Source organism: Kribbella sp. NPDC104218 (genome assembly GCF_055584105.1).
Genome location: NZ_JBVJMQ010000006.1, coordinates 175,879 through 199,494, shown reverse-complemented (window position 1 = coordinate 199,494; position 23,616 = coordinate 175,879). Strand labels below are relative to the sequence as shown.

At 69.3% G+C, this 23,616-nt stretch carries 31 protein-coding genes and 1 riboswitch; of the genes, 12 read left to right on the top strand and 19 right to left on the bottom strand.

Translation table 11 applies throughout. The features are described from left to right. Nucleotides 1-13: 13 nt before the first annotated feature. Nucleotides 14-1,177, top strand: coding sequence for a glycoside hydrolase 5 family protein (locus ACZ6ZD_RS36605; RefSeq protein WP_465679106.1), 1,164 nt, complete (start codon nt 14-16; stop codon nt 1,175-1,177). On the opposite strand, the gene ACZ6ZD_RS36600 is transcribed toward ACZ6ZD_RS36605, so the two are convergent. Further along, nucleotides 1,166-1,864 (bottom strand): TetR/AcrR family transcriptional regulator, encoded by a 699-nt coding sequence (locus ACZ6ZD_RS36600; RefSeq protein WP_465679104.1) that lies wholly within the window; start codon nt 1,862-1,864, stop codon nt 1,166-1,168. The two genes, ACZ6ZD_RS36605 and ACZ6ZD_RS36600, sit on opposite strands and share 12 nt — an antisense overlap. A 120-nt stretch (nt 1,865-1,984) precedes the next feature. Here ACZ6ZD_RS36600 and ACZ6ZD_RS36595 point away from each other — a divergent pair, with 120 nt between their 5' ends. Then, a complete protein-coding gene (locus ACZ6ZD_RS36595; protein ID WP_465679103.1) occupies nt 1,985-2,410 on the top strand; it encodes a hypothetical protein in 426 nt (141 codons plus the stop codon). Here the strand turns inward: ACZ6ZD_RS36595 and ACZ6ZD_RS36590 are convergent. Continuing rightward, entirely contained in the window at nt 2,400-2,894 is a 495-nt protein-coding gene (locus ACZ6ZD_RS36590) for an SseB family protein (protein WP_465679102.1), read from the bottom strand. The two genes, ACZ6ZD_RS36595 and ACZ6ZD_RS36590, sit on opposite strands and share 11 nt — an antisense overlap. Before the next feature lie 88 nt (nt 2,895-2,982). Between ACZ6ZD_RS36590 and ACZ6ZD_RS36585 the strand changes: the two genes are divergently transcribed. Both ACZ6ZD_RS36585 and ACZ6ZD_RS36580 read left to right on the top strand, forming a co-directional pair. Continuing rightward, complete coding sequence (locus ACZ6ZD_RS36585; protein ID WP_465679101.1) at nt 2,983-3,468, top strand: hypothetical protein; 486 nt, start codon at nt 2,983-2,985, stop codon at nt 3,466-3,468. Next, on the top strand, nt 3,455-4,117 hold the full coding sequence (locus ACZ6ZD_RS36580; RefSeq protein WP_465679100.1) for a uridine kinase family protein: 663 nt from the start codon (nt 3,455-3,457) through the stop codon (nt 4,115-4,117). The genes ACZ6ZD_RS36585 and ACZ6ZD_RS36580 overlap by 14 nt, the downstream gene beginning before the upstream one ends. Nucleotides 4,118-4,145: 28 nt before the next feature. Here the strand turns inward: ACZ6ZD_RS36580 and ACZ6ZD_RS36575 are convergent, their stop codons facing one another. The 3 genes from ACZ6ZD_RS36575 to ACZ6ZD_RS36565 are packed head-to-tail and all read right to left on the bottom strand — an operon-like array spanning nt 4,146 to nt 6,329. Beyond that, nucleotides 4,146-4,721, bottom strand: coding sequence for a maleylpyruvate isomerase family mycothiol-dependent enzyme (locus ACZ6ZD_RS36575; protein ID WP_465679099.1), 576 nt, complete (start codon nt 4,719-4,721; stop codon nt 4,146-4,148). Further along, a complete protein-coding gene (locus ACZ6ZD_RS36570; protein WP_465679097.1) occupies nt 4,721-5,971 on the bottom strand; it encodes an RNA polymerase sigma factor in 1,251 nt (416 codons plus the stop codon). Before ACZ6ZD_RS36570 ends, ACZ6ZD_RS36575 begins: the two co-directional genes overlap by 1 nt. A gap of 4 nt (nt 5,972-5,975) precedes the next feature. Next, entirely contained in the window at nt 5,976-6,329 is a 354-nt protein-coding gene (locus tag ACZ6ZD_RS36565; protein WP_465679096.1) for a YciI family protein, read from the bottom strand. Nucleotides 6,330-6,412: 83 nt separating this feature from the next. Between ACZ6ZD_RS36565 and ACZ6ZD_RS36560 the strand changes: the two genes are divergently transcribed. Then, entirely contained in the window at nt 6,413-7,297 is an 885-nt protein-coding gene (locus ACZ6ZD_RS36560) for an aldose 1-epimerase family protein (protein WP_465679095.1), read from the top strand. Here ACZ6ZD_RS36560 and ACZ6ZD_RS36555 read toward each other — a convergent pair. Genes ACZ6ZD_RS36555 through ACZ6ZD_RS36540 form a run of 4 tightly spaced genes read right to left on the bottom strand, consistent with a single transcriptional unit; the run spans nt 7,272 to nt 9,921 of the window. Next, nucleotides 7,272-7,739, bottom strand: a complete 468-nt coding sequence (locus ACZ6ZD_RS36555) for a PH domain-containing protein (protein ID WP_465679093.1) — start codon at nt 7,737-7,739, stop codon at nt 7,272-7,274. The two genes, ACZ6ZD_RS36560 and ACZ6ZD_RS36555, sit on opposite strands and share 26 nt — an antisense overlap. Nucleotide 7,740: 1 nt before the next feature. Continuing rightward, nucleotides 7,741-8,589, bottom strand: a complete 849-nt coding sequence (hisG, locus tag ACZ6ZD_RS36550) for an ATP phosphoribosyltransferase (RefSeq protein ID WP_465679092.1) — start codon at nt 8,587-8,589, stop codon at nt 7,741-7,743. Nucleotides 8,590-8,637: 48 nt separating this feature from the next. Continuing rightward, nucleotides 8,638-8,901 (bottom strand): phosphoribosyl-ATP diphosphatase, encoded by a 264-nt coding sequence (locus ACZ6ZD_RS36545; protein ID WP_465679090.1) that lies wholly within the window; start codon nt 8,899-8,901, stop codon nt 8,638-8,640. A 24-nt stretch (nt 8,902-8,925) separates the two neighbouring features. Continuing rightward, nucleotides 8,926-9,921, bottom strand: a complete 996-nt coding sequence (locus ACZ6ZD_RS36540; RefSeq protein WP_465679089.1) for a helix-turn-helix transcriptional regulator — start codon at nt 9,919-9,921, stop codon at nt 8,926-8,928. A gap of 54 nt (nt 9,922-9,975) precedes the next feature. Here ACZ6ZD_RS36540 and ACZ6ZD_RS36535 point away from each other — a divergent pair, with 54 nt between their 5' ends. Then, on the top strand, nt 9,976-10,914 hold the full coding sequence (locus ACZ6ZD_RS36535; RefSeq protein ID WP_465679088.1) for a hypothetical protein: 939 nt from the start codon (nt 9,976-9,978) through the stop codon (nt 10,912-10,914). Here the strand turns inward: ACZ6ZD_RS36535 and ACZ6ZD_RS36530 are convergent. Continuing rightward, nucleotides 10,911-11,618, bottom strand: a complete 708-nt coding sequence (locus tag ACZ6ZD_RS36530; RefSeq protein ID WP_465679086.1) for an SDR family NAD(P)-dependent oxidoreductase — start codon at nt 11,616-11,618, stop codon at nt 10,911-10,913. The genes ACZ6ZD_RS36535 and ACZ6ZD_RS36530 overlap by 4 nt on opposite strands. A 53-nt stretch (nt 11,619-11,671) precedes the next feature. Between ACZ6ZD_RS36530 and ACZ6ZD_RS36525 the strand changes: the two genes are divergently transcribed. Further along, the gene (locus tag ACZ6ZD_RS36525) at nt 11,672-12,214 is read left to right on the top strand and encodes a MarR family winged helix-turn-helix transcriptional regulator (protein ID WP_465679085.1); all 543 of its coding nucleotides are present in this window, start codon (nt 11,672-11,674) and stop codon (nt 12,212-12,214) included. Next, complete coding sequence (locus ACZ6ZD_RS36520) at nt 12,211-12,552, top strand: hypothetical protein (protein WP_465679084.1); 342 nt, start codon at nt 12,211-12,213, stop codon at nt 12,550-12,552. Before ACZ6ZD_RS36525 ends, ACZ6ZD_RS36520 begins: the two co-directional genes overlap by 4 nt. Before the next feature lie 79 nt (nt 12,553-12,631). Here the strand turns inward: ACZ6ZD_RS36520 and ACZ6ZD_RS36515 are convergent, their stop codons facing one another. The 7 genes from ACZ6ZD_RS36515 to ribD form a co-directional block, all read right to left on the bottom strand. Then, nucleotides 12,632-13,330: a hypothetical protein gene (locus tag ACZ6ZD_RS36515; RefSeq protein ID WP_465679083.1), complete on the bottom strand. Its 699-nt coding sequence runs from the start codon at nt 13,328-13,330 to the stop codon at nt 12,632-12,634. A gap of 202 nt (nt 13,331-13,532) precedes the next feature. Then, nucleotides 13,533-14,093: a hypothetical protein gene (locus tag ACZ6ZD_RS36510; RefSeq protein WP_465679081.1), complete on the bottom strand. Its 561-nt coding sequence runs from the start codon at nt 14,091-14,093 to the stop codon at nt 13,533-13,535. A gap of 449 nt (nt 14,094-14,542) precedes the next feature. Further along, a complete protein-coding gene (gene ribH, locus ACZ6ZD_RS36505) occupies nt 14,543-15,013 on the bottom strand; it encodes a 6,7-dimethyl-8-ribityllumazine synthase (RefSeq protein WP_465679080.1) in 471 nt (156 codons plus the stop codon). Further along, entirely contained in the window at nt 15,013-16,236 is a 1,224-nt protein-coding gene (locus ACZ6ZD_RS36500; RefSeq protein WP_465679079.1) for a bifunctional 3,4-dihydroxy-2-butanone-4-phosphate synthase/GTP cyclohydrolase II, read from the bottom strand. Before ACZ6ZD_RS36500 ends, ribH begins: the two co-directional genes overlap by 1 nt. Beyond that, nucleotides 16,236-16,910 carry a nicotinamide riboside transporter PnuC gene (pnuC, locus tag ACZ6ZD_RS36495; protein WP_465679077.1) on the bottom strand — a complete coding sequence of 225 codons (675 nt, stop codon included), beginning with the start codon at nt 16,908-16,910 and terminating at the stop codon, nt 16,236-16,238. Before pnuC ends, ACZ6ZD_RS36500 begins: the two co-directional genes overlap by 1 nt. After that, a complete protein-coding gene (locus ACZ6ZD_RS36490) occupies nt 16,907-17,515 on the bottom strand; it encodes a riboflavin synthase (RefSeq protein ID WP_465679076.1) in 609 nt (202 codons plus the stop codon). The genes pnuC and ACZ6ZD_RS36490 overlap by 4 nt, the downstream gene beginning before the upstream one ends. Next, entirely contained in the window at nt 17,516-18,544 is a 1,029-nt protein-coding gene (gene ribD / locus ACZ6ZD_RS36485) for a bifunctional diaminohydroxyphosphoribosylaminopyrimidine deaminase/5-amino-6-(5-phosphoribosylamino)uracil reductase RibD (protein ID WP_465679075.1), read from the bottom strand. 139 nt (nt 18,545-18,683) lie between these two features. Continuing rightward, a riboswitch (FMN riboswitch) is annotated at nt 18,684-18,818 on the bottom strand. Nucleotides 18,819-19,044: 226 nt separating this feature from the next. Here ribD and ACZ6ZD_RS36480 point away from each other — a divergent pair. Genes ACZ6ZD_RS36480 through ACZ6ZD_RS36465 form a run of 4 tightly spaced genes read left to right on the top strand, consistent with a single transcriptional unit; the run spans nt 19,045 to nt 22,137 of the window. Further along, a complete protein-coding gene (locus tag ACZ6ZD_RS36480; RefSeq protein WP_465679074.1) occupies nt 19,045-19,899 on the top strand; it encodes an ABC transporter substrate-binding protein in 855 nt (284 codons plus the stop codon). After that, a complete protein-coding gene (locus ACZ6ZD_RS36475) occupies nt 19,899-20,648 on the top strand; it encodes an amino acid ABC transporter permease (protein WP_465679072.1) in 750 nt (249 codons plus the stop codon). Before ACZ6ZD_RS36480 ends, ACZ6ZD_RS36475 begins: the two co-directional genes overlap by 1 nt. Beyond that, nucleotides 20,632-21,375, top strand: coding sequence for an amino acid ABC transporter ATP-binding protein (locus tag ACZ6ZD_RS36470; protein WP_465679071.1), 744 nt, complete (start codon nt 20,632-20,634; stop codon nt 21,373-21,375). Before ACZ6ZD_RS36475 ends, ACZ6ZD_RS36470 begins: the two co-directional genes overlap by 17 nt. Before the next feature lie 45 nt (nt 21,376-21,420). After that, a complete protein-coding gene (locus tag ACZ6ZD_RS36465) occupies nt 21,421-22,137 on the top strand; it encodes a polysaccharide deacetylase family protein (protein WP_465679070.1) in 717 nt (238 codons plus the stop codon). Here the strand turns inward: ACZ6ZD_RS36465 and ACZ6ZD_RS36460 are convergent. Then, on the bottom strand, nt 22,134-22,925 hold the full coding sequence (locus ACZ6ZD_RS36460; RefSeq protein WP_465679068.1) for an HAD-IIA family hydrolase: 792 nt from the start codon (nt 22,923-22,925) through the stop codon (nt 22,134-22,136). The two genes, ACZ6ZD_RS36465 and ACZ6ZD_RS36460, sit on opposite strands and share 4 nt — an antisense overlap. Further along, nucleotides 22,922-23,584, bottom strand: coding sequence for a ribulose-phosphate 3-epimerase (gene rpe / locus ACZ6ZD_RS36455; RefSeq protein WP_465679067.1), 663 nt, complete (start codon nt 23,582-23,584; stop codon nt 22,922-22,924). The genes ACZ6ZD_RS36460 and rpe overlap by 4 nt, the downstream gene beginning before the upstream one ends. Between the last annotated feature and the right edge of the window lie 32 nt (nt 23,585-23,616).

Below are 23,616 nucleotides of genomic sequence, written 5' to 3'. Positions count from 1 at the left end.
TAGCATGCGGATCATGCCCACAGAACCCCGCTTCGGCGCGAACTACGTCCCTTCGAACGGCTGGTTCTACAGCTGGCTCGACCACGACGGCGACGCCGTCCGGCGGGACTTCGCGGACCTGGCGTCGATCGGGCTCGACCACGTCCGGGTCTTCCCGGTCTGGCCGTGGATCCAGCCGAACCGGGCGATCATCCGGCAGCGCGCGATCGACGACCTGCTGGACACGATCGACGCCGCGGCCGAACACGGGCTGACGGTCGCGGTCGACCTGATCCAGGGGCATCTGTCGAGTTTCGACTTCCTGCCGTCGTGGGTGCTGACCTGGCACAAGACCAGCGTCTTCGAGGATCCGACCGTCCGCGACGGGCTGACGGCGTACGTCGACACCGTGGCGCGCGCGGTCGCGGAGAAGCCGAACCTGTTCGCGATCACCCTCGGCAACGAGGTGAACAACCTCTGGCCGGACAGCCCGACCAGCTTCGCGGCCTCGACGTCCTGGGCGCAGGAGCTGCTGGGCACGGTCAAGAAGGCCGCGCCCGACGTCCTCGCGCTGCACTCGGTCTTCGACGACGCCTGGTACAAGGCGGATCACCCCTTCCACCCGACCGACGCGGTGGATCTGGGTGACCTCAGCACGGTCCACTCCTGGGTGTTCAACGGGGTCTCACGAGTGGACGGGCCGCTGGGTCCGGCGACGCTCAGCCATGCCGACTATCTGGTCGAGCTCGCGGCTGCGACGTCGCTGGATCCCACGCGGCCGGTGTGGTTGCAGGAGGTCGGCGTCCCGGGGCCGGACATCCCGGTCGAGCTGCAGGCCGAGTTCACCCGGCGGACGGTCGAGCATGTCTTGCCGAATCCGGCGCTGTACGGCGTCACCTGGTGGTCGTCGCACGATATCGACCGGCGGCTGCTGGACTTCCCGGATCGCGAGTACGACCTCGGGCTGTTCACGGTCGACCACCAGCGCAAGCCGGCGGCGCAGGCGTTGGCCGGTGTGATCGCGGAGGTGCGGGCGAACGGCGTACCGGATGCGCCTGCCGTGACGACGCTGACAGCTCCGGTCAATCTGCGGACGCAGCCGGAGCGGCGTCCGGAAGTTGCCCCGGGCAGCGAGTTCCACCTGCAGTGGGTGGCCGCGCGGACCGAAGGACCGGTCCGGATCGCCTTACCCGATTAGGACCTGGATGCCGTCCAGGACGCGGGTCAGGCCGAAGTCGAGGTCGTCGTCCAGCCCGTCCTCGTACTCCTGGTTGGTGTAGAGGGCAACGAGCATCGGGTAGTTGCCCTCGACAAGTTTTGGGACCAGGAACGCGCCGACCTGCGCGGCCTGGACCGGTACGTCGGCGCTCGCGCCGAGCTGGCGGGCCAGGTTCGCGTAATTGCGGGCGTAGCCGTCGAGCAGCATCAGGCAGCCGAGGCTGTCGTGCTGACTCAGGCCGGTCGGGGCGAAGGCCTGCAGCATCACCTCGGCCCAGCGCAGGACGTTCGGCGTGGTGGGCGCGCCGCGGATCGGGACGTCGAGCAGCCACGGGCGGTCGGCGTACATCCGGACCTGGGCCTGGACCCAGGCGGTCGCGGCCGCGCGCCAGCCCTCGGGGAGTTTCGGCGGCTGACCGACGGCGTGGTCGTGGACGAGCACGATCAGCTCGTCCTTGGAGCGGACGTAGCGGTACATCGCGTTGGTGGTGACGCCGAGCTGCGCGGCGATCTTCTGCAGGGAGATGGCGGCGAAACCCTGCGCGTCGCCGAACTCGATCCCGGTCGCGACGATCTGCTCGATGGTCAGGCCGGGTTTCGGGCCCCGGCGTCCGGTCGGCTGGACACCCCAGGACAGCGCGAGGCCCGGCGGCAGCTCGTCGGTCATCTCGCCCTCCTGAAGGGGTGTTAGGCCCACCTGCAACAGGCTCCGCAGCACCCTGGGAGCGCATCTGTGCAATACCTACGCTTTTTCTATCAGACCAGATGGAAAGCGCAGGTACCCCTGATGACCACAGTTCTCGACCCGCTGTTGCTCCCGGACCAGGTGGAGCTCTCGGAGGCCGACCGGGTTTCGGCGGCCGGGAAGATCGATCACGTCGCCCGGTTGGGGCGGATCAGCCCGTCCGGCGCGCTCTCCCGGCGTGAGCTGCTCGGGCAGGTTCGCACCCGCGGTGAGCTGCGGGAGGTGTTCGCCGGGGTGGACGACGCCGTACCGCCGCGGGGGCTGACGAACGCGCTGCGGGTGGCGACTGCCGTCTGGCTGGTCGCCTGCGTGGTGCAGTTCGTCGTCTGGACGTCGCTGGCCTTCTTCGGGCATTTCGACTGGCCGTGGTGGCTCTGGTCCGACCTCGGGCTCGGGATGGTCGTCGGCATCCTGTGGTGGACGCACGAGTCGTACCACCGGCGGCGGACCGTCTCCGTCACTCGGTGACGGGCTCGACCCACCCGTAGCCGCCGTCCTCCAGCCTGACCACCTGGAGACCGGCGGCCAAGCGGCGTACGTCATCGGACTCGATCACGCCGGGCGCGGGGCCGGCGACGTCCAGGACGATCGCGGCGGCCCCCTCCTGGACGGCGGCGGTCGCGACCAGCTGGGTCTGCGCGGGCATCGGCCGCGCCTCGGGACTCCAGCGGGCCAGGCTCTCGGTGCTGGTGAATGCGAGCAGGGCGTTGCGGCCGTCCTGGCCCTGGAGCAGCGCGACGGCCATGTCCGACGTCTTGTCGTGGGCCAGTCCCTGCTCGTCGTACTCGACCTCGCCGAGCATCGCGACCACGGGCACCAGCAGCCGCGCCCGGGTCAGCGCCGCGAGGACGGCGCCGTGATCGCCGGCCTGGAGCGCCTGCGCCAGCACGGCGTCCGCCGACCCGTCGTCGTTGTCGAAGCCGGTAAACGCCAAACGCCGCTCAGGTTGCACGCCGCCATTCTCCCCCGAGCACACATTCAGGGTGGTGTCAGGGCTGTTCCCCTCTTGGATCGGCGGCGGTCTGTGCGAGCCTGGGTATGTGCCTGACTTCAACGATTTGACGCTGCTGCCGATCTGCGTGGGCCTCACGCTGCTCGGCCTGATCGGCTCGTGGGCCGCCTGGCGGCGCCGCGGCGCCGCGGCCGGCACGCGCGGGCTCGCCTGGTCGCTGCTGCCGGTCTCCCTCTACCTGACCGGCCTGCTCGAGCTGCTCTGGGACGTCGTGCGCTCGGCCGTCAGTTGGGTCACCCACCTGATCTTCTCGCCGACCGTCTGGGCGGGCGTCGCGCTGTTCGGCGTCTCCGTCGTGCTGTACGTCGTCTCCGGCGTCGCCCGGGCCCGGACGCCGAAACAGCCGAAGAAGCCGAAGACCGCCGCGCCGGCCGGTGAGCTGACCGCCACGGGCCCCAAGCCTGCGTCGGCCGCCCCCACCCAAGCTGCGAAGCCCACGACCAAGGCCAAGCAGCAGGATTCGTCGGAATTCGACGAGATCGAGGACATCTTGAAGCGCCATGGAATCAACTGAGAACGCATCCGACACCCCCCTGACCATCGACTCGCTGCTGGACCACGTCATGGGCGCCCCCGCCCGGCTCGGCCGGACCAGACTGATCTCGATCGACGGCCCGGCGGGCTCCGGCAAGTCCACACTGGCCGCCGGTTTCGCGGCCCGCGCCAAGGCGCGCGGCCTGAACACCGACGTCGTCCACATGGACGACCTGTACGAAGGCTGGTCCGGCGCGACCCGCGGCTTCGCCCTGCTCCGCGACCACATCCTGCAGCGCCTCGCCGACGGCCGCGAGGGCCGCTACCGCCGCTACGACTGGCACGCCGGCGCTTACGCCGAGCTGCACCTCGTCCCAGTCACCGTCGACCTCCTCATCGTCGAAGGCGTCACCGCCTGCGACCGCGACGCCGACCCGTGGCAGTCGCTGCGGATCTGGATCGAGACCACCAACGAAGTCCGCCTCGATCGTGGCATCGCCCGCGACGGCGAAGCCCTCCGCGACCACTGGCTCGAATGGATGCGCTGGGAACGCGACCACTTCGCCACCCAATCCACCCGCTCCCGAGCCCACCTCATCGCCGACGGCAACCCCACCCTCCCCCACGACCCCACCCTCGAACTCATCGCCACCTCCATCGCCCTCCCCCACGACACCGCCGCCTCTTAACCAACCCCACCTCCGCAGGCGGGTCGGGTCAGGGGGTGGGGCGGCCGGTAGCGATCAGGAGCAGGTCGGCCAGGGGGGCTTGGAGGAGGTTGGGGCCGGTGCCGTGGGACCAGTCGGTGTCGGTGGCGACCAGGCGGGTGTTGCGGAGGCGTTTGCGGGCTCCGTAGAAGGGGCTGCTGAGGACGTGGGTCAACGCGGCTTGGGCGGGTTCGAGGGGCATGGGACGGCGGTGGTTGAGGGGGATAGAGATGTCTTGGCCGTGGACCAGGGCGTCGGTGAGGGTGTCGAGGGGTTTGGAGCCGGGTGAGCGGCGGGTGGAGGCCGCGGTCTCGCGGAACTGGGCGATGAGCTCGGCGGGGGTGAACTGGGCGGCTCGGGCGCGGGCGATATCGGCTTCCATCCGGTCGAGGTCGCCGCGGGCGCGGAGGACGCCGCGGAGGAACATCGGCCAGGTGGTGCGGGTGGACGTCGTCAGGTGGGCGAGGACGTCGTGGAGCGTCCAGCCCGGGCACAGGGAGTCGATCCGCCATTCGGGCTCGGTCAACGAGTCGAGGTAGTCGGCGAGGTCGAGGCGCTCGGCCACGATCCAGGGGTAGTAGTCCATCAGTTGTCCTCAGGGTGCGAGATCCGCGGGTCGGCCTCGGTGAGTTCAGCGAGGCGGTGGCGGATGTGGGTTCGTTCGGGGTCGGAGCCTGCGGTTTTCAGTGCTTGTTCGTAGGCGGCGAGCGCCTCGGGCCGGCGGTCGAGGCGATGCAGGAGGTCGGCTCGGGCCAGGAGGTACGGGTGGTAGGCGCGGAGCTTCGGCTCGTCGGCCATCGAGTCCAGGAGGGTGAGGCCGGCTTCGGGGCCGTCGCGGAAGGCGACGGCGGCGGCGCGATTGAGGGCGATCACCGGCGAGGGGTCGATGGCGTGCAGGACGTCGTACAGCGCGACGATCTGCGGCCAGTCGGTGCTCGCGAAGTCGGGCGCCTCGTCGTGGACGGCGGCGATCGCGGCCTGGACGGCGTACGCCCCGGCCGGGCCGCCGGTCAGCGCGGCGACAACGAGCGTGCGCCCCTCGGCGATCAGGTCGGCGTCCCAACGGCTCCGGTCCTGTTCCTCGAGGAGGACGACGTCGCCGCCCGGCCCGGTGCGGGCGGCGCAGCGGGCGTGGACGAGGAGCATCAACGCGAGCAGGCCGGTGACTTCGCGTTCGTCCGGCAGCAGGCTGTGCAGGATCCGGGCCAGCCGGATCGCCTCCTCGGCGAGGTCGGTCCGCTGCAGGTACGGGCCCGAGCTGGCGGCATACCCCTCGGTGAAGACGGAGTAGATCACCTGCAGGACGCCGGGGAGCCGCGCGGGCAGCTCGTCGGCGTCCGGGACGCGGAACGGGATCCGCGCGTCCCGGATCCGCGCCTTGGCCCGGACGATCCGCTTGGCCATCGTCGCCACCGGGACCAGGAAGGCCCGCGCGACCTCCGGCGTGCTGAGCCCCGCCAGGCAGCGCAGCGTCAGCGCCCCGCGGTCCTCCGGCGCGAGCGCCGGGTGCGCGCAGGTGAAGAACAATTCGAGCCGCTCGTCCGGAAACCCGCCCGGCCGAGGCGCTTCGGCGCGGTCGGCATCGACCTGCAGGATCGCGAGTTTGGCGGCGTACGCCTGGTCGCGCCGCAGCCGGTCGACCGCCTTGCGCCGAGCGGTGGTCATCAGCCAGCCGCCCGGATTCGGCGGGACGCCGTCCACCGGCCAGCGCACCAGCGCCGTCTCGATCGCCTCCGACGTGACCTCCTCGGCCAGGTCGAGGTCGCCGAACCGCCGGGCGAGCGCGGCCAGCAACCGCCCCCGCTCCTCCCGGAACACCGCCTCGACCTGGTCCACGGCCCTAGGCTCCCGGGAACTCGGCGACCGGGCGGACGACGATCGAACCGCCAGCTCGCGATCCCGGGCACTTGGCCGCCCAGTCGAGCGCGACGTCCAGATCCGGGACGTCGATCACGTAGAACCCGCCGAGCACCTCGCGGGTCTCGGCGAACGGCCCGTCGGTGACGGTGCGGGAACCGTCGTTCGCGACCTGGACTCGGGTCGCGGTGACCAGGTCGGCCAGCGACTCCGACGCGACCACGACGCCCGCCTCGGTGATCTCCTTGTCGAAGCGCATCCAGTCCTCGGGCTCGCACCCGACGGCGCCCCCGCTCAGGTCGAGCTCACCGGCGTTGATCAGCAGCAAGTACTTCACGGTCTTACCTCCTGTTGGCGTGTCTACAGCATCACCACGAACGGGTCAGGCCCGAATGGACACGCTCCTGAAAAGATGTCGGTATGAATGTCTTCCCCTCGGGCGAACAGTGGACGATTCAGGGCGACGGGTACGCCGGGACCGTGGTCAGCGTGGGCGGTGGGCTGCGCGGGCTGACGTACGACGGCCGCGACGTCCTGCTCGGCTACCCGGAGGACGAGCCGGCCCACGCCGGGATCGGGCAGCACCTCTTCCCCTGGCCGAACCGGATCACCGACGGCAAGTACTCCTTCGCCGGGCGCGACCAGCAGCTCTACCTGACCGAGCCGGCCCGCTCGAACGCCATCCACGGCCTCACCCGCTGGGCGAACTGGACCCGCCTGGACGATGGCTCCGACCCCGCGGTCGTCGAGGCCGGGCACGTCCTGCACGGCCAGCCCGGCTACCCGCATCAGCTGGAGCTGCGGCTGAGCTACCGGATCGACGACGGGCTGACCATCACCGCGGCCGCCACGAACGTGGGCGCGACGGCGGCGCCGTACGGGTACGGAGCGCATCCGTATCTGAGCGTCGGGCGGACGATCGACGAGTGCGTGCTGGAGTTCACCGCGGCGCAGCGGCTGGAGGTGTCGGAGCGGATGTCGCCGACCGGGCTCGCGCCGGTGGACGGTTCGGCGTACGACTTCAGTACGGCGCGGGTGCTCGGCGAGCTCGACATCGACAACGCGTTCACCGGGCTCGCCGCTGAGTGGTCGGTCAGCCTGACCGACCCGGACACCGGCGTCCGGGCGGTACTGAGCGGGGACACGCCGTGGGTGCAGCTCTACACCGGCGGCGCGATCGGACGGGCGGCGCTCGCGGTCGAGCCGATGACGTGTCCGCCGGACGCGTTCGTGACCGGGCAGGACCTGGTGGTCCTGGAGCCCGGTCAGTCACACACGACTAGTTTTCGGGTGTCGGCGGCCTAGGCCGGGCGCCGTTCGCGCGGGCGACGGCCGCCAGCTCCTTGGCGGCGATGCTCGCGCGGCGGCCCTCGGTCGCCTGGATCGCGAGGATGCCGAGCCGGTTGCCCTCGGCATCGAACAGCTGGAGCCACGCGTCACCGGGGCGGAACCGCAGCGCGGACACCTCCGACCAGGTCAGCGTGTACGACTTGAACACGTTGCGGACCCGGAGCCGATCGGCGTACGCCGAGACGCGGACGGTCGCCAGCCGGTAGAGCAGCCAGAGCACGAACCCGAAGAACGCGAGCAGCGTGAGCCGCTGGAACAGCGTGAACGTCTCCTTGGACTCCGGCGCGAGCCGGATCCAGATCACGCCGAAGACCGAGATCAGCGACAGCGCCATCCCGGTCGACATCACCGCCACGATCTTCGGATGGAACGTGAAGAGCCGGTCGGTCGCGGTCATCTCAGATTCGGCAAGCGTGGATGTCAGTGGTGAGGATTGCACGCGCGCCCACCTCCCACAGCTGGTCCATGATGCGTTGGGCTTCGGCTCGCTGCACCATCACGCGGACGGCGACCCAGCCGGCCCGGTGCAGCGGTGACACGGTCGGCGACTCCAGGCCCGCGGCGACCTCGGTCGCCGCGTCGATCTGCTCGGCCGGGATGTCGTAGTCCATCATCACGTAGTTGCGCGCGATCAGGACGCCTTCGAGCCGGCGGACCAGCTGCTGCAGCCCGGGCGGCGGGTTCTCGACGCCGTGCCGCTTGATCAGCACGCCCTCGGATTTCAGGATCGGGTCGCCGAAGACCTCGAGCCCGGCCTGGCGCAGCGTCGTCCCGGTCTCGACGACGTCCGCGATCACGTCGGCGACGCCGAGCTGGACGGCGGACTCGACCGCGCCGTCCAGGCGGACGACGGCCGCGTCGACGCCGAACTCGGCGAGGTGGTCGGTCAGGACGCCGGCGTACGACGTCGCGATCCGCTTACCGGCCAGGTCCTTGACGGAGGTGGCGGCGCCGGGCGGGCCGGCGAACCGGAAGGTCGAGGAGCCGAAACCGAGCGGCATGATCTCGTCGGCGTCCGCGTGCGAGTCGAGGACCAGGTCGCGGCCGGAGATGCCGACGTCCAGGGTGCCCTCGCCGACGTACACGGCGATGTCGCGCGGGCGCAGGTAGTAGAACTCGACCTCGTTGGCGACGTCGGTCAGGGTCAGGTCCTTGGTGGACCGGCGCTGTTTGTAGCCGGCCTCGATCAGGATCTCGGTGGCGGACTCGCTGAGTGAGCCCTTGTTCGGTACTGCGACGCGCAGCATCGGCACTGCCCAATCTGTGTGAAGTGAACCTCTGGGTCGGGATCCCTCTTACAGATGTCGGTAGACGTCTTCCAGCTCCAGGTCGAGCGCGTGCATCATCACCTGGGCGTGGTAGAGCAGTTGGGACAGCTCTTCGGCCGCCCGCTCCTTACCTTCGTGCTCGGCGGCCATCCAGGACTCGGCGGCTTCCTCGACCAGCTTCTTGCCGATCGTGTGCACGCCCGCGTCCAGCTCCGCCACGGTCCCGGATCCTTCCGGCCGTGTGCGTGCCTTCTCGCCCAGCTCGGCGAACAGCTCCTCGAAACTCTTCATCGCGCGCCCAGCCTACGGGACTGCTCAGCTACCTCTGCCCGCTGGTCCATTTTCGGGCCCGTACACGGCGGTCAGGCGGCGGGCCAGGGCGGCGAGGTCGGCCCGGAGTTCCGCGGGTTCGAGGACTTCGAGGCCGTCGCCGAACCGGCAGAGCGCGGCGGCGGCGTTCGGGACGGATTCGATCGGGAGCGTGACGACGACGCTCCCATCCGACTCAGGGGCGGTGGCGTGGACGGCGGTGACGAGTTGGGGGAACGAGACGTCGTACATCTTGGCGGCCAGCTGAGCGGAGACGCGGACGACGGCCTCGGCGGTGAAGCGGGCCTCGTCGAAATGGGCCAGGTGGTCCTGCCAGTAGGTGGGCAGGTCGAAGTCGTCGGCTCGAGTGAAGGTTTCGGCGGTTGGGGTGAGTTCGAGGATGTTGGAGACGCGGTAGGTGCGCATGCCGGTTTCGGTGGCGGCGACGACGTACCAGCTGCCGTTTTTCAGGACCAGGCCGTGGGGGTCGAGGGTGCGGTCGACCTCGCGGGGCGCCTCCCAGCGGCGGTAGCGGACCGCGATCCGGCGGTCCTGGAGGACGGCGTCGGCCACTGCGGACAGGTGGGGTGACGTCTCGGCTTCGGCGTACCAGGCGGGGATGTCGAGGTGGAAGCGGTTCTTGAGCCGGCCGGCGCGGTCTCTTTGGTCGGGGGCGAGCGCCGCGAGGAGCTTGAGCTCGGCGGCGTTCGTCTGGGCGGTCAGGCCGAGCGCGGCGGCTGGACCGGGCATACCGACCAGAAACAGCGCTGCGGCCTCTTGCTCGGTCAGACCGGTCAGTCTGGTGCGGTAGCCCTCGACCAGGCGGTAGCCGCCGGTGCGGCCCTGGTCGGCGTACACGGGGACGCCTGCGGCGGCCAGGGCCTCGACGTCGCGGTAGATGGTGCGGAGGGAGACCTCCAGCTCGTCGGCCAGCTCACGCGCGGTCAGCTGCCTGCGGGTCTGCAGGAGCAGCAGGATCGACAGCAAGCGGCTGGAGCGCATGTCGTCGAGAATAACTGCCATGGTTTGTCAGGTTTGATCGGCAGGGTTCTGCCTATGACGACATGGACCAAGGCGACCAGCGATTTCGACTTCCTTCAGGGCGACTTCGACGTCCGGCACCGGCAGCTGGTCGACGGTGAGTGGATCACTTTCGAGGGGACGACGTCCGCGTCGACGTACTTCGACGGGGCGATCAGCATCGACGAGATGCGGTTCCCGTCCCGGGGGACGTACGGGTTGTCGGTGCGGCTTTTCAACCCGGCGACGGCGGAGTGGACGATCTGGTGGGTCAGCAGCTCGACGATGGCTCTTGGCGCGCCGGTGCACGGGCGGTGGACGGCGGATGGTTCCCGCTGCCGGATGGTTGGGGAGGAGACGCCGGGGGTGTTGTGCAGCTACGAGTGGTCGGGAGTGACTTCCACGACAGCGCATTGGGAGCAGGCGTACTCGTACGACGGGGGCGCGACTTGGGAGACGAATTGGGTGATGGACTTCACCCGGCGATCGACTCCGGCGCCGGCGCTCGACGTCCCGAAGGTGACCGGTGACTTCGACTTCCTGGTCGGGCGCTGGGACATGGCCAACCGGCGACGGCGTCCGGCGTTGGGCTCGCCGTTCGAGTGGTACGACGTCGCGTCGGTGATGCAGGTGACGACGTACTTCGACGGGGCGATCAGCTTCGACGAAGGATGGTTCCCGACGGAGGGGTTCCGCGGGGCGACGCTGCGGCTGTTCGACCCGGCCACCCGGACGTGGTCGATCCACTGGATCAACAGCCTGCGCGGCCAGTTGGAGACCCCGGTGATCGGCGCGTTCGATGCCGCCGGGATCGGCGTCTTCGAGGGGCCGGATGTCTGGGAGGGGCAGGAGATCGACGTCCGCTTCGTCTGGACGCCGGGGCAGGACAAGGCCGCTTGGGAGCAGTTCTTCTCGACCGACGGCGGCCGGAGCTGGGTCTCCAACTGGCAGATGGAGCACACGCGCATCGGCTAGTGGGTTGTGAGGGCGCCGCCGTTCACGTGCAGGATCTGACCGGTCAGGTGGCGCGCGGCCGGGGTGGTCAGGAAGTGGATGGTGTCGGCGATGTCGCCGACCTGCCCCTCGCGTTTGGTGAGCGTTGCCTCCAGCAACATCTGGCGCCGCTCGGCGGACAGCTTGCCCCGGAAGAACTCGGTGTCCGCAGTGAACCCGGGCGCCACCACATTCGAGGTGACACCCCGGACGCCGAGCTCCGCCGCCACCTCGGCGCTCCACAGACTCAGTCCGGCCTTGGCCGCGCCGTACGACCCCGCCCCGCGCGCCCCGGCGATCGACCCCACATGCACGACCGCCTGGGTGAGCCGCGGGGCGAGCGCGGTCGTCGTCAGCACCGCGCTGATCAGATTCGACTCCAGATTGGCCAGCCAGCTCTGCTTGAGTTGCCGCAGGTCGTCCTGGGTGTGTTCGAAGTCGGTATTACCGCCGGCGTTGTTGACCAGTACGTCGACCTGCTCCGGCAGCTCTTGAGCCAGCCGCTCGACCTGCTCCGGATCGGTCGCGTCACACACCACCGCCGTCGCCCCGATCTCCGCCGCCGCCTTGGCCAGCAACTCCGCCCGGCGTCCAGTGATGAACACCCGCTCGCCGTCCGCCCGGAACCGCTCGGCAGTCGCCCGCCCGATCCCCACCGCTCCCCCGGTCACCACGATCGTCCGCATCGCCGTCCTCACGTTTAGGTCTAAATATTTAGTCCTAAACGTAGCATGGCCCCGTGACCGACAACTACCCCCTCGACGCCCCCAGCCCCTACCCCGCCGCGGAGATCGCCCGCGCCTGGGAACGCGAGCGCCCCGGCACCCCCATCGACTCCATCGAGATCGTCACCCCGCTCTGGCGCCTGGCCAAACTCTTCGCCGACGACCGCCGCCGCGTCCTCGCCGCCCTCGCCATCGACCCCGCCACCCTCGACCTCCTCAGCGTCCTCCGCCGAGCCGGCGCCCCCTACCAACTCACCACCCGCGAACTAGCCCACCGCACCCTCGTCACCGCCGGCGCCATCTCCCAACGAGTAACCCGAGCCGAATCCACCGGCCTCGTAACCCGAACCCCCGCCCCCCACCGCGCCGTCCTCATCACCCTCACCCCAGCCGGCCACGCCCTCGTCGAACGCTCCGTCGACCAAGTCCTCACCCGAGAGTCAGACCTGATCTCCTCCCTAACCCCCGAAACCCGAGCCCACCTAGCCACCGCCCTCCACTCCCTCCTGGAAGACGTCACCACAAGAACCGCCAACCAGCCATACTCCCCCTCATGACCGACCCCACCGACCCCCGCCTCGCCCCCTTCCGCGACGCCGTCTGGGAACTCCGCCACAACGGCCAACTGGTAGGCCACCTCACCACCCAAATCTGGACCATGCGCTCCCTCCCCGCCCTAACCACCAAACGCCCCCAACTCTGGTCCCAAATCACCTGGCTGGACGGCACCAAAGAACGCCCCGAAGAGGACTACGGCCCCGACTGGACCACCCTCGCCGAACTAGAATCCGGCACCTACGACCCCACCCACGGCGAGTACTCCGACCTAGAGGCCACCCGCATCACCGGCCCAGCCCGAGACACCCTCTGGCAAACCCTCGGCCCACCCGACTAACCGCGCCGCACTGAGCCGCGCCGAAACCGCTAAGCGTGTCCTGCAAGTCCAGACGGTTGATGCCTCTCGCGCTTGCCGATCAGCCGATACCAAACCGCTGGCGAGCTTCGGGGATCCCTACGACCAATGCCCCGCTCGGAGGTACTGCCGGATTGGTGACCAGCGCGGCCGGTCCGGCATAGAAATCGTCGTCGAACGGCGCCAGTCCCAGCGCGGCGGCATACTCCGCCAACATCGAGGCAGTGAACCGGTCGACCACCTTACGACGCTTGTAGGCCTCCGCGTCCTCGAAGTCCTGCGGCGTACCGGTGGCATCGAATCGCCACCGCGATCCGCCCCGCACAAGCGAGATCGTCCGCACGTAGTTGAGAAAGTCGGTTGGCACCGGACCAAACATTTCAAGCTGCCGCGCCCCGAACCGCTCCTTACCTTCGGCGGCCGACACATCCGGGATCGACACCACGACCAAGCCCTCGATCAGCATCGTCCGGGACAGGTAGCCGACCGTGGTGGTCTGGTCGCCTCCTTGAACGCCGCAATCGAACAACGCTGTCCACTCCGGATTCTCGGTCGCCACCAGGAGTTCACGCGGCCGCACGCCGCCCGTGAGCGGCTCTAGCCTGCCGAGGTTCCCCAGTCCCCCGTCGATGTAAGCAACGGAGGCAGAACCGTGAATATCGGACCGCCAACGCCGCAGCGACTCGGCCGCATCCCGAAGTGGTGCGCGGAGGAATCCAATCGCCGAAGTAACCGGGGCGAACCGGTCATCAAGCAGCACTGCCGCTCTACCGATCATTGGATCGTGAACAGATTGACGGTGCTAGCAGGAAAGTTGGAGAGGATTCGATCCCTTACTCCCGGATCTTGCGTCGAAGGCGGAATGTCGAACTCCTGGTCACGGCGAATACTCCAGAGCCAAGGCGACACAACGCCTCACGAAAATCCGAAGCGCCTTCAAGCAGAAGGCCGGCTCCTATTGTCTACATACTGTCACTTGCACCACGCCGCAGCCAATCCAATGCCGCTTGATGTTCATCAATTCCCAGATCAAGCTGCAGATAAGGCCCGCTGATGTGACGCCGAACCGTGCTCGACTGATACGGATCCCGCATGAGGATGCAACCTACCGATGAACTCCATGTCGTCCCGGAAAGGACCGTGCGCCCATCCACGGAACTCATCCCGAACTCAGGGTAGCCGGACTGATATCCGGTGATCCCTGCCGCGGTTCCAGTACCGAAGATATCCCATGAATCCAGTAGACGGACCCGGACCCATCGAGCGCGTTCATCGTCACCACCAGGGTATATCAGCAGAAAAGTACCATCATTCGCGAAAAGCTCGTACTCCTGAGCGAGCTGCAGCCACATCGCATTGAATTTCGAACCAACCTCAGGATCATCAAACTGCACGGTTCGATCGACACGCTCGGAAGGAGGACAACTTGCAAGGATCCGAGGCACCCCGAGTGGCGGTGCGCTCTCGACACCAACCGCCTGCAACAACTCGAACCCAGCGTCCGCGAAGCCCTTCGGATCCATCTCCACATCCTCCCGCACTCGCGTGGGTAGCTGACGCGACTCGGCCGCGTTCTCAGGCAAGCGGACGCATCCGCCTCGTCCGTCAGCCAGGCGCCATATTTCGCGACCCCAGCTTCCCGCCGGATGCGCGGTAGCGCACCATTCCCGGCGGCAGCCGGGAAGTCCCCGGGCGGCAGCCCGGAAGTAGAAGCGCAGGGTGGGAGGGGGAGCGGGCGGGACGGGAGCGGAGCGGACGGCACGCGCGCGGGGAGTGCGCGGGCGGCAGCACGCAACGCCCGCGCGGCAGCGCGCCCACCCGGCGGCAGCCGGGAACAACCGGGCGGAAGCCCGGGGCTCTAACTGAGGGTGGGAGGGGGAGCGGGCGGGACGGGAGCGGAGCGAGCGGCGCGGGCGCGGGGGGATGCGGGCGGTAGCACGCAGTCCCGCGCCGTGCGCGGCGGCGTACTGGGTTAGAGGGAGCGGGTGGCTATGAGGGTGGCTAGGGCGGCTTGGGTGGCTTCGTAGCCTTTGTCTTCGCGGCTGTCGGGGAGGCCGGCTCGGTCTAGGGCTTGGGGGTCGTTGTCGCAGGTGAGGACGCCGAAGCCGATGGGGGTGCCGGTGGTGAGGGCTACTTGCATGAGGCCGTCGGTGGTGGCTTGGCAGACGTATTCGAAGTGGGGGGTGTCGCCGCGGATGACGACGCCGAGGGCGATGACGGCGTCGTAGTTGGATTTGGCGGCGTGCAGGGCGGCGACGGGGAGTTCGAAGGAGCCGGGGACGCGGACGACGGTGTGGTCGGTGACGCCGGAGTCGGTGAGGGCGCGGAGGGCGCCGGCGACCAGGGAGTCGGTGACTTTGGGGTGCCATTGGGCGGCGACGATGGCGACGCGGGCGCCTTCGGCGCGGGGGGATTCGATGGTGGGGGCTCCGCTGCCTGACATCAGCCGGCTCCGTTCTCTGTGCTCAGTAGGTGGCCCATGCGGTCACGTTTGGTGCGCAGGTAGCGCAGGTTGTGTTCGGTGGGGTCGATCGAGATGCCGCGGCGTTCGACGACGTCGATGCCGTAGCCCTGGAGGCCGTTCACCTTGTCGGGGTTGTTGGTCAGCAGGCGGGCCGCCCGGACGCCGAGGTCGGCGAGGATCTGGGCGCCGGCGGCGTAGTCGCGGGCGTCGGCGGGCAGGCCGAGGTCGAGGTTGGCGTCGACGGTGTCGCGGCCGGCGTCCTGGAGCTCGTAGGCCTGGAGTTTGTGCAGGAGGCCGATACCGCGGCCTTCGTGGCCGCGCAGGTAGACCACCACACCACCTTCGGCCGCGACCTGGCGCATCGCCTCGTCGAGCTGCGGGCCGCAGTCGCAGCGGAGCGAGCCGAAGACGTCGCCGGTCAGGCATTCGGAGTGCAGGCGGACCAGCACCGGCCCGTCGCCGATCTCACCGCGGACGAGCGCCAGCTGCTCCGACCCGTCGACGGTGTTTCGGTAGCCGTGGGCAACGAAGTCGCCGTACCGGGTCGGCAGGGTCGTGGTCGCGACCCGCTCGATCTGGGTCTCGGTACGCCGCCGGTAGCGGATCAGATCGTCGATCGAGACCAGCACCAGGCCGTGCTCGTCGGCGAACGTACGCAGCTCCTGGCCGCGCTTCATCGTCCCGTCGTCGTTCACCAGCTCGGAAATCACCGCGGTCGTGTTCAGCCCGGCCAGCCGCGCCAGGTCGACCGCGGCCTCGGTGTGCCCGGGCCGGACCAGGACGCCGCCCTCCCGCGCCCGCAGCGGGAAGATGTGCCCCGGCTGCACCAGGTCGTAGGACTCGGACGCCGAATCGGCCAGCACCCGGATCGTCCGGGCCCGGTCCGCCGCCGAGATCCCGGTGGTGATGTTGTCCCGGGCATCGACCGAGATCGTGTACGCCGTCCGCATCCGCTCCCGGTTGTGCGGGGTCATCAGCGGAATCCCCAGCCGGTCCAGCTCCGCGCCCTCCATCGGGACGCAGACCACGCCCGAGCTGTAGCGGATCAGGAACGCGAGCAGCTCCGGCGTCGCCTTGGACGCGGCGAAGATCAGGTCGCCCTCGTTCTCCCGGTCCTCGTCGTCGACGACGACCACCGGCCGCCCGGCCCGGATCTCGTCGATCGCATGCTCGATCGTGTCGAGTTTCAGCACGTCACCCATCAACCCACCACCACTGCTTCCGGCGGGCTGACCCGCTCCCGATTCTGAATTCTCCACCACGAAAAGAAGCCGACCACGCAGAACAGGCCGTAGATCACGTACATCGCCGCCGAAGGATAGAACTTCGCCTGCACCAGCAGCGGTACGCCGACCACGTCGACCGCGATCCAGATCAGCCAGAACTCGACGTACCCGCGCGCCATCCCGTACGTCGCCAGGATCGAACCGGTCAGGATCCACGCGTCCCACTGCGGACCCCACGAGCCCAGCGCCCGCAGGACGAAGAACCCGGCCGCATAGAGCACGACGCCGATCCCGAGCAGCTCCACTCGCTCCCGCGCAGTCGCCCAGCGCGGCCGCACAGCGACGGCAGCACCATGATGACGAGTCTGATACCACTGATACCAGCCGTACACGCTGAGAACGAAGAAGAACACCTGCCGCCCGGCCTGACCCCAGAGGTCCTTGTCCTGCGGCGTGTCGAAGATCCCGCCGACGAACACCGTGAACAGCAAGATGTTCCCGATGATGCCGACCGGCCAGGCGGCGACCAGCCGCCGCATCCCGAACAGCGCGCTCGCCAGCCCGAAGACGTTGCCGACGATCTCCCGCACCAGCACCGGCGAGCCGGCGATCGTCACCTGCGCGTGCAGCAACCAGTCGACCGCGTTCATCGGGTGCCCCCGGCAACCAACAAGCGCTCGACGTACTTCGCGATCACATCGACCTCGAGGTTGACCGTGTCCCCGACCTGGTTCGTCCCGAGCACGGTCAGCTCCAGCGTGGTCGGGATCAGGCTGATCCCGAACGTCCCCGACGCGTCGTCCACGTCGACGACGGTCAGCGAGACGCCGTCGACCGTGATCGACCCCTTCTCGGCGATGTACTTCAGGATCTCCGGCCCGGCCGCGATCCGGACGTCCTCCCAGTGCTCGGACGGCGTCCGGCTCGCGATCGTCCCGGTGCCGTCGACATGCCCCTGGACGATGTGCCCGCCGAGCCGTGAGTGCGCCGTGACGGCGCGCTCCAGGTTGACCTTGGAGCCCTTCTCGACCGCGCCCAGGCTGGTCCGCTGCAGGGTCTCGCGCATGACGTCGGCGGTGAACAGGCCGTCGCCGTACGAGACCACGGTCAGGCAGCAGCCGTTGACCGCGATCGAGTCGCCGTGGCCGGCGTCCGCGGTCACCTTCGGGCCGCGGATCGTGAGCCGCGCCGCGTCGCCGTCCAGCAGGTCGAGCGCCTCGACGGTGCCGAGCTCCTCGATGATTCCGGTGAACATCTAGTTCCCTCCCAGGGGTTCCAGGGTGAGGCGGACGTCGTCGCCCAGTCGCGTCACGTCCGTGAGGTTGAAGCGCCGCAGGTCGCCGATCGATTCCGCGCCCAGGTCGCCGAGCGCGGCGAAGCCCGAGCCGAGGACGGCGGGAGCGACGTACGCGACGATCTGGTCGACCAGACCGGCGCGCAGGAAGGCGGCGGCCAGCGTCGGGCCGCCTTCGAGCCAGAGATGCCGGATCTGCCGGTCGTCCAGCTGCCGGAGCACCTCGGCGGGGTCGTGGGTAGGCAGCAGCAGCGTCGCCGCCCGGTCGTTGCGGACCCTCGCGGACGCCGGGATCTCGCGATCGCCGACCACCACCCGCAGCGGCTGCCGCGCCGCCGGGACGTCGTCCGCGTCGCGCACGGTCAGCTCGGGGTCGTCGGAAAGCACCGTTTGGGTACCGACCGCGATCGCGTCGCACTCGGCCCGCATCCGGTGGACGTCGGCACGCGCGGCCGGCCCGGTGATCCACTTGCTGGACCGATCCGGCGCCGCGGAGCGACCGTCCAGCGTGGTCGCGAACTTCCAGGTCACGAAGGGTCGCCCGGCCCGCACGCTGTGCAGCCAGACCTGGTTCCCGGCTTCGGCCTCGGCCTGCAGCAGCCCCTGCTCGACCTGGATGTTCTTCTCCCGCAGCTTCACACCGCCGCCGGCCGCCTGCCGGTTCGGATCCGGGACGGCGAACACCACCCGGGCCACCCCGGCCTCGATCAGCGCGTCGGCGCACGGCCCCGTCCGGCCGGTGTGGTTACAGGGCTCGAGCGTGACGTACGCCGTCCCGCCGCGGGCTCGCGATCCGGCCATCCGGAGCGCCTCGACCTCGGCATGCGGGCCGCCGGCAACGGCGTGGAAACCCTCGCCGGCCGGATGGCCGTCGGCGGCGGTGATCACGCAGCCGACCACCGGGTTCGGGTGGGTGCTGCCGACGCCGCGGGCGGCCAGCTCGATCGCTCGCCGCATCCAGGCGACGTCGATCGGCGATGCGTTTGTCACGTACGGTCCCTCGTCGTCACGGACGCACACCGGGGCCGTTGACGACCGGCGACTCGGACTCCGAAACCCGGTCAGCGCCGTCACGAGAGCACACCTGCTCCCGCGACGCCCAGCCCGGACGTCGGAGCTCTCCCGCCGATCGCGTGCTGCCTCCCATCCGGACTTTCACCGTCGGTCCCGGAATTCCACCAGGTCAACCGGCTGCCAACCTGCAGCAGCCGGGTCGCGGACTATCACCGCCGGCTCGGAATTTCACCGACCCCGGAGCACGCGAGTGGGTTCACTCGTACCTCCAGTATGCACCCGGCCCCAAAGGCCGCAACGACCTGGATCACATCCCGGGACGCCGCGGCGGGCGACTCATATAACACGAATCCGGTCGACATTGCGGGGCCGTCTCACCGGGTGTCGGACGGGAATCGGCGACCAGCGGGTGGTGTTGGCTCTGTCTGCGGGGTGGTTCGCCCTGCGTACCACTTGTTCGTTCTAAGGAGACACCCGTGCGCGCCTTCAGCGCTCCCTTCCGCCGGATCGCCGCCGCCGGCGCCGCCGTCACGCTGGCCCTCTCGATGGTTGCCTGCGGCAGCAATGACGACAAGGCCGCCGACGGGCCGGACCTCGGCCTGCTCAAGGCCGGCACGCTGCGCATCGGCACGCTCACCGACGCCCCGCCGAACGTGTACGTCAAGGACGGCAAGTTCACCGGGTTCGACAACGACCTGATCACCGCGGTGGCGGCCAAGCTGAACCTGAAGCCCGAGTTCGTCGGCACCGACTTCTCGGCGCTGCTGTCGCAGGTCAACGGCGGCCAGTTCGACCTCGGCAGCTCGTCGATCACGATCACCGAGGCCCGGAAGAAGACGGTTGCCTTCAGCAATGGCTACGACTTCGGCTACCTCGGCCTGAACACCACCAAGGACTCCGGGATCACCAAGTTCGACCAGCTCACCGGCAAGCGGGTGGTCGTTGTCCAGGGCACCGTCCAGGACGACTACGCGACCGGCAAGAACCTCGACCCGGTCCGCGTCCCGAACTACAACGCCGCCGTCGGCCAGCTGAAGGCCGGGACGGCGGACGCGTGGATCTCACCGGCCGAGATCGGCGAGAAGATGGCCAAGGAGCAGGGCGGCGGCGTGGTGGTCCTGGCCGCGAAGGAGCTCAGCTCCGCGCCGACGGCGTACGCGGTGGCCAAGAGCAACGACAAGCTGCGCGAGGCCGTCAACAAGGCCCTCGACGAGGTCATTGCCGACGGCACCTGGACGAAGCTCGTCGAGCAGTACTACCCGGGCCGCGCGGTGCCGGAGTCGTTCAAGCCGGGTAGCGGCACGGTCAAGTTCACCGCCCCCAAAGCCTGATGGATATCTGGTCCACCCTGAACGACACCTTCCTCGACTGGGAGTCGATGAAGGCGGTCCTGCCGGAGATGCTCAAGGTAGGCCTGGTCAACACGCTGATCCTGGCGGCCGCCTCGGTCGTGCTGGGCACTGTGCTCGGCATGGTCGTGGCGGTCTTCGCCCTGTCCAAGAAGCGCTGGCTGCGCTGGCCGGCCAAGATCTACACCGACATCTTCCGCGGCCTGCCGGCGATCCTGACCATCCTGCTGATCGGTCAGGGCCTCTCCCCCATCACCCGGCACTGGTGGGGGCCGAACCCGTACCCGCTGGGGATCCTGGCGCTGTCGCTGATCGCTTCGGCGTACATCGGTGAGATCTTCCGGTCCGGCATCCAGAGTGTGGAGAAGGGCCAGCTGGAGGCGGCGCGGGCGCTCGGTTTCAGCTACACCAGCGGGATGCGGCTGGTCGTCATCCCGCAGGGCGTCCGCCGGGTGCTGCCCGCGCTGGTCAACCAGTTCATCGCGCTGGTGAAGGAGTCGAGTCTGGTCTACTTCCTCGGGCTGCTGGCCAGCCAGCGGGAGCTGTTCCGGATCGGGCAGGACGCCGCCGCGACCAACGGCAACCTGTCGCCGCTGCTGCTGGCCGGGATCTTCTACCTGGTCATCACGATCCCGCTGACCCACCTGGTGAACTACTTCGACAAGCGGTTGCGCGAAGGCCGGCCCGCGCCCGACGTACTGGAGGAGCCCGCGTATGCCGACCACCGTTGAGGACGCCGCCAGCCTGGAGGTCCGCGGCGTCGAGCTGGCCTTCGGCGCGAACAAGGTGCTGCGCGGGGTCGACCTCGCGGTCCCGGCCGGGCGGACGGCGTGCGTGATCGGCCCGTCCGGATCCGGTAAGTCGACCCTGCTGCGGACGATCAACCGGCTGATCGAGCCGGACGCCGGCGACGTCCTGCTCGGCGGCGAATCCGTGCTGCCCGGCAGCCCCGACGTCCTGCGCCGCCGGATCGGGATGGTGTTCCAGCACTTCAACCTGTTCCCGCACAAGACCGTCGTCGAGAACATCACGCTCCCGCTGCGCAAGCTCAAGAAGCTGGACGCCGGGGCCGCGCGCGCCGCCGCGATCGAGCAGCTGGAGCTGGTCGGCCTGGTCGAGAAGGCGGACTCCCGCCCGGGGAACCTGTCCGGCGGTCAGCAACAGCGGGTCGCGATCGCCCGGGCGCTGGCGATGAAACCCGAGGTGATGCTGTTCGACGAGGCGACCTCGGCGCTCGACCCGGAGCTGGTGAAGGGCGTCCTCGGGCTGATGGCCGACCTCGCGCAGAGCGGGATGACGATGGTCGTGGTCACCCACGAGATGGGGTTCGCGCGGGAGGTGGCCGACCAGGTCGCGTTCATGGATCACGGCGTGGTGGTCGAGTCCGGCGTCCCGGATCAGATCTTCACCGCCGCCGAGTCCCCTCGCCTGCGGCAATTTCTGTCCCAGGTGCTCTAGTTTGAGCGGGTGAGGTCGTGAGGCACCCACCGCCATGGGGGACTTATGCAATTGACGCGGGCCGGTCAGCGCCTGGTCGGGCTGGCGATGATGATCGTCGTCAGCGCGGTGATCGGGACGGTCGTGGTGGTCGCGGCGCGCCCGCGGACGGCCCCGCCGCCCCCGGCGCCGGTGGTGACGCCGAGTAAGACCCCGTTACCGGCGAAGTACGTCGTCCTCACCTTCGACGACGGGCCGGACCCGGCGTACACGCCGAAGGTGCTCGAGGTGCTGAAGAAGTACGAGGCGAAGGCGACGTTCTTCGAGGTCGGGAAGAACGTCGCCAAGCACCCGGAGCTGACCAAGGCGATCCACGCGGCCGGGCACAGCATCCAGAACCACACCTGGGCGCATCAGGATCTGCGACACCAATCGGCTTCGGCGTTCCGGCAGCAGGTCCAGTCGACGGACGAGGCGATCCGCGCGGCCGGCGGTGCTGTGCCGACGTGCTTGCGACCGCCGTACGGCGGGGTCAGCGCGACCGTCCGGCAGCGGGCGAAGGCGCTCGGCAAGGAGCTGGTGCTCTGGACGATCGACTCCCGGGATTGGTCGAAGCCGGGGTCGCCGGCGATCGTCCAGCGGGTGCTGACCGGTGTGAAGAGCGGCTCGGTGATCCTGCTGCACGACGGCGGCGGCAACCGGAGCCAAACGGTCGCCGCGCTGCCGCAGATCCTGGAGCGACTGAAGGCCCAGGGCTACGGCTTCCGCACGTTGAGCTGTTAGGCCAGCGAGTCGATCAGAGGGACGACGTCCGCGATCGACTCGACGATCCGCGTCGGGCGGTAGGGGAAGCGGTCGACCTCGTGCTCGCCGGTCGAGCCGGTCAGGACGAGCACGCTGCGCAGGCCGGCCTCCAGGCCGCTGATGATATCGGTGTCCATCCGGTCGCCGATCATCACCGCGGTCTCCGAATGCGCCTCGATCCGGTTCAGCGCGCTGCGCATCATCAGCGGGTTCGGCTTGCCGACGAAGTACGGCGCGACGCCGGTCGCCCGGGTGATCAGCGCGGCCACCGACCCGGTCGCGGGCAGCGGGCCCTCCTGGGACGGGCCGGTCGGATCCGGGTTGGTCGCGAGGAAGCGGGCGCCGTCCGCGATCAGCCGGATCGCCTTGGTGATCGCCTCGAACGAGTACGTCCGGGTCTCGCCGAGGACGACGTAGTCCGGCGCGCGCTCGGTCAGCACGTAGCCGACCTCGTGCAGCGCGGTGGTCAGGCCGGCCTCACCGATCACGTACGCCGTCCCGCCCGGGCGCTGGTCCTCGAGGAACTGGGCCGTGGCCAGGGCGCTCGTCCAGATCGCCGCCTCGGGGATGTCGATCCCCGCGGCCAGCAGCCGGGCGCGCAGGTCGCGCGGCGTGAAGATCGAGTTGTTGGTGAGGACCAGGAACTTCTTGCCCGACCGCTGCAGGTTCGCGATGAACTCCGCGGCGCCCGGGATCGCCCGCTCCTCGTGGACGAGGACGCCGTCCATATCGGTCAGCCAGCTCTCGACCGGCTTGTGGTCGCTCATTGCGCGGCCCCTTCGGCCAGGGCGCGGAGCTTCTCGACCATCGCGTTCGGGTCGTCGGCGGCGTAGACGGCCGAGCCGGCCACGAAGACGTCGGCGCCGGCGCCGGCGCAGCGCTCGATCGTCTCGGTGGAGACGCCGCCGTCGATCTCGATCCAGAGGTCGAGGCCGTGTTTGTCGAGGAGGGCCTTGGTCCGGCGGATCTTGGGGACGCAGACGTCGAGGAACTTCTGGCCGCCGAAACCGGGCTCGACGGTCATGATCAGGATCATGTCCAGCTCGGCGAGCATGTCCTCGTAGGGCTCGATCGGCGTCGCCGGTTTGAGGGCCATCGCCGCCCGGGCGCCCTTGGCGCGGATCTCCCGCGCGGTCCGGATCGGGGCCCGGCAGGCCTCGACGTGGAAGGTCACGCTGGACGCGCCCGCCTCGACGTACCCCGGGGCCCAGCGGTCCGGGTCCTCGATCATCAGGTGCAGGTCGAGCGGGGTGTCGGTCGCCTTGGCCAGCGACTCCACGATCGGCATCCCGAGCGTCAGGTTCGGGACGAAGTGGTTGTCCATCACGTCGACGTGCAGCCAGTCCGCGTTCGACACCGCGCGGGCCTCGTCCGCGAGCCGGGCGAAATCCGCGGACAGGATGCTGGGTGCGATCTGAATGCCCATGGGCGTCAATCTATCGGTCGCGGATCGCTGGG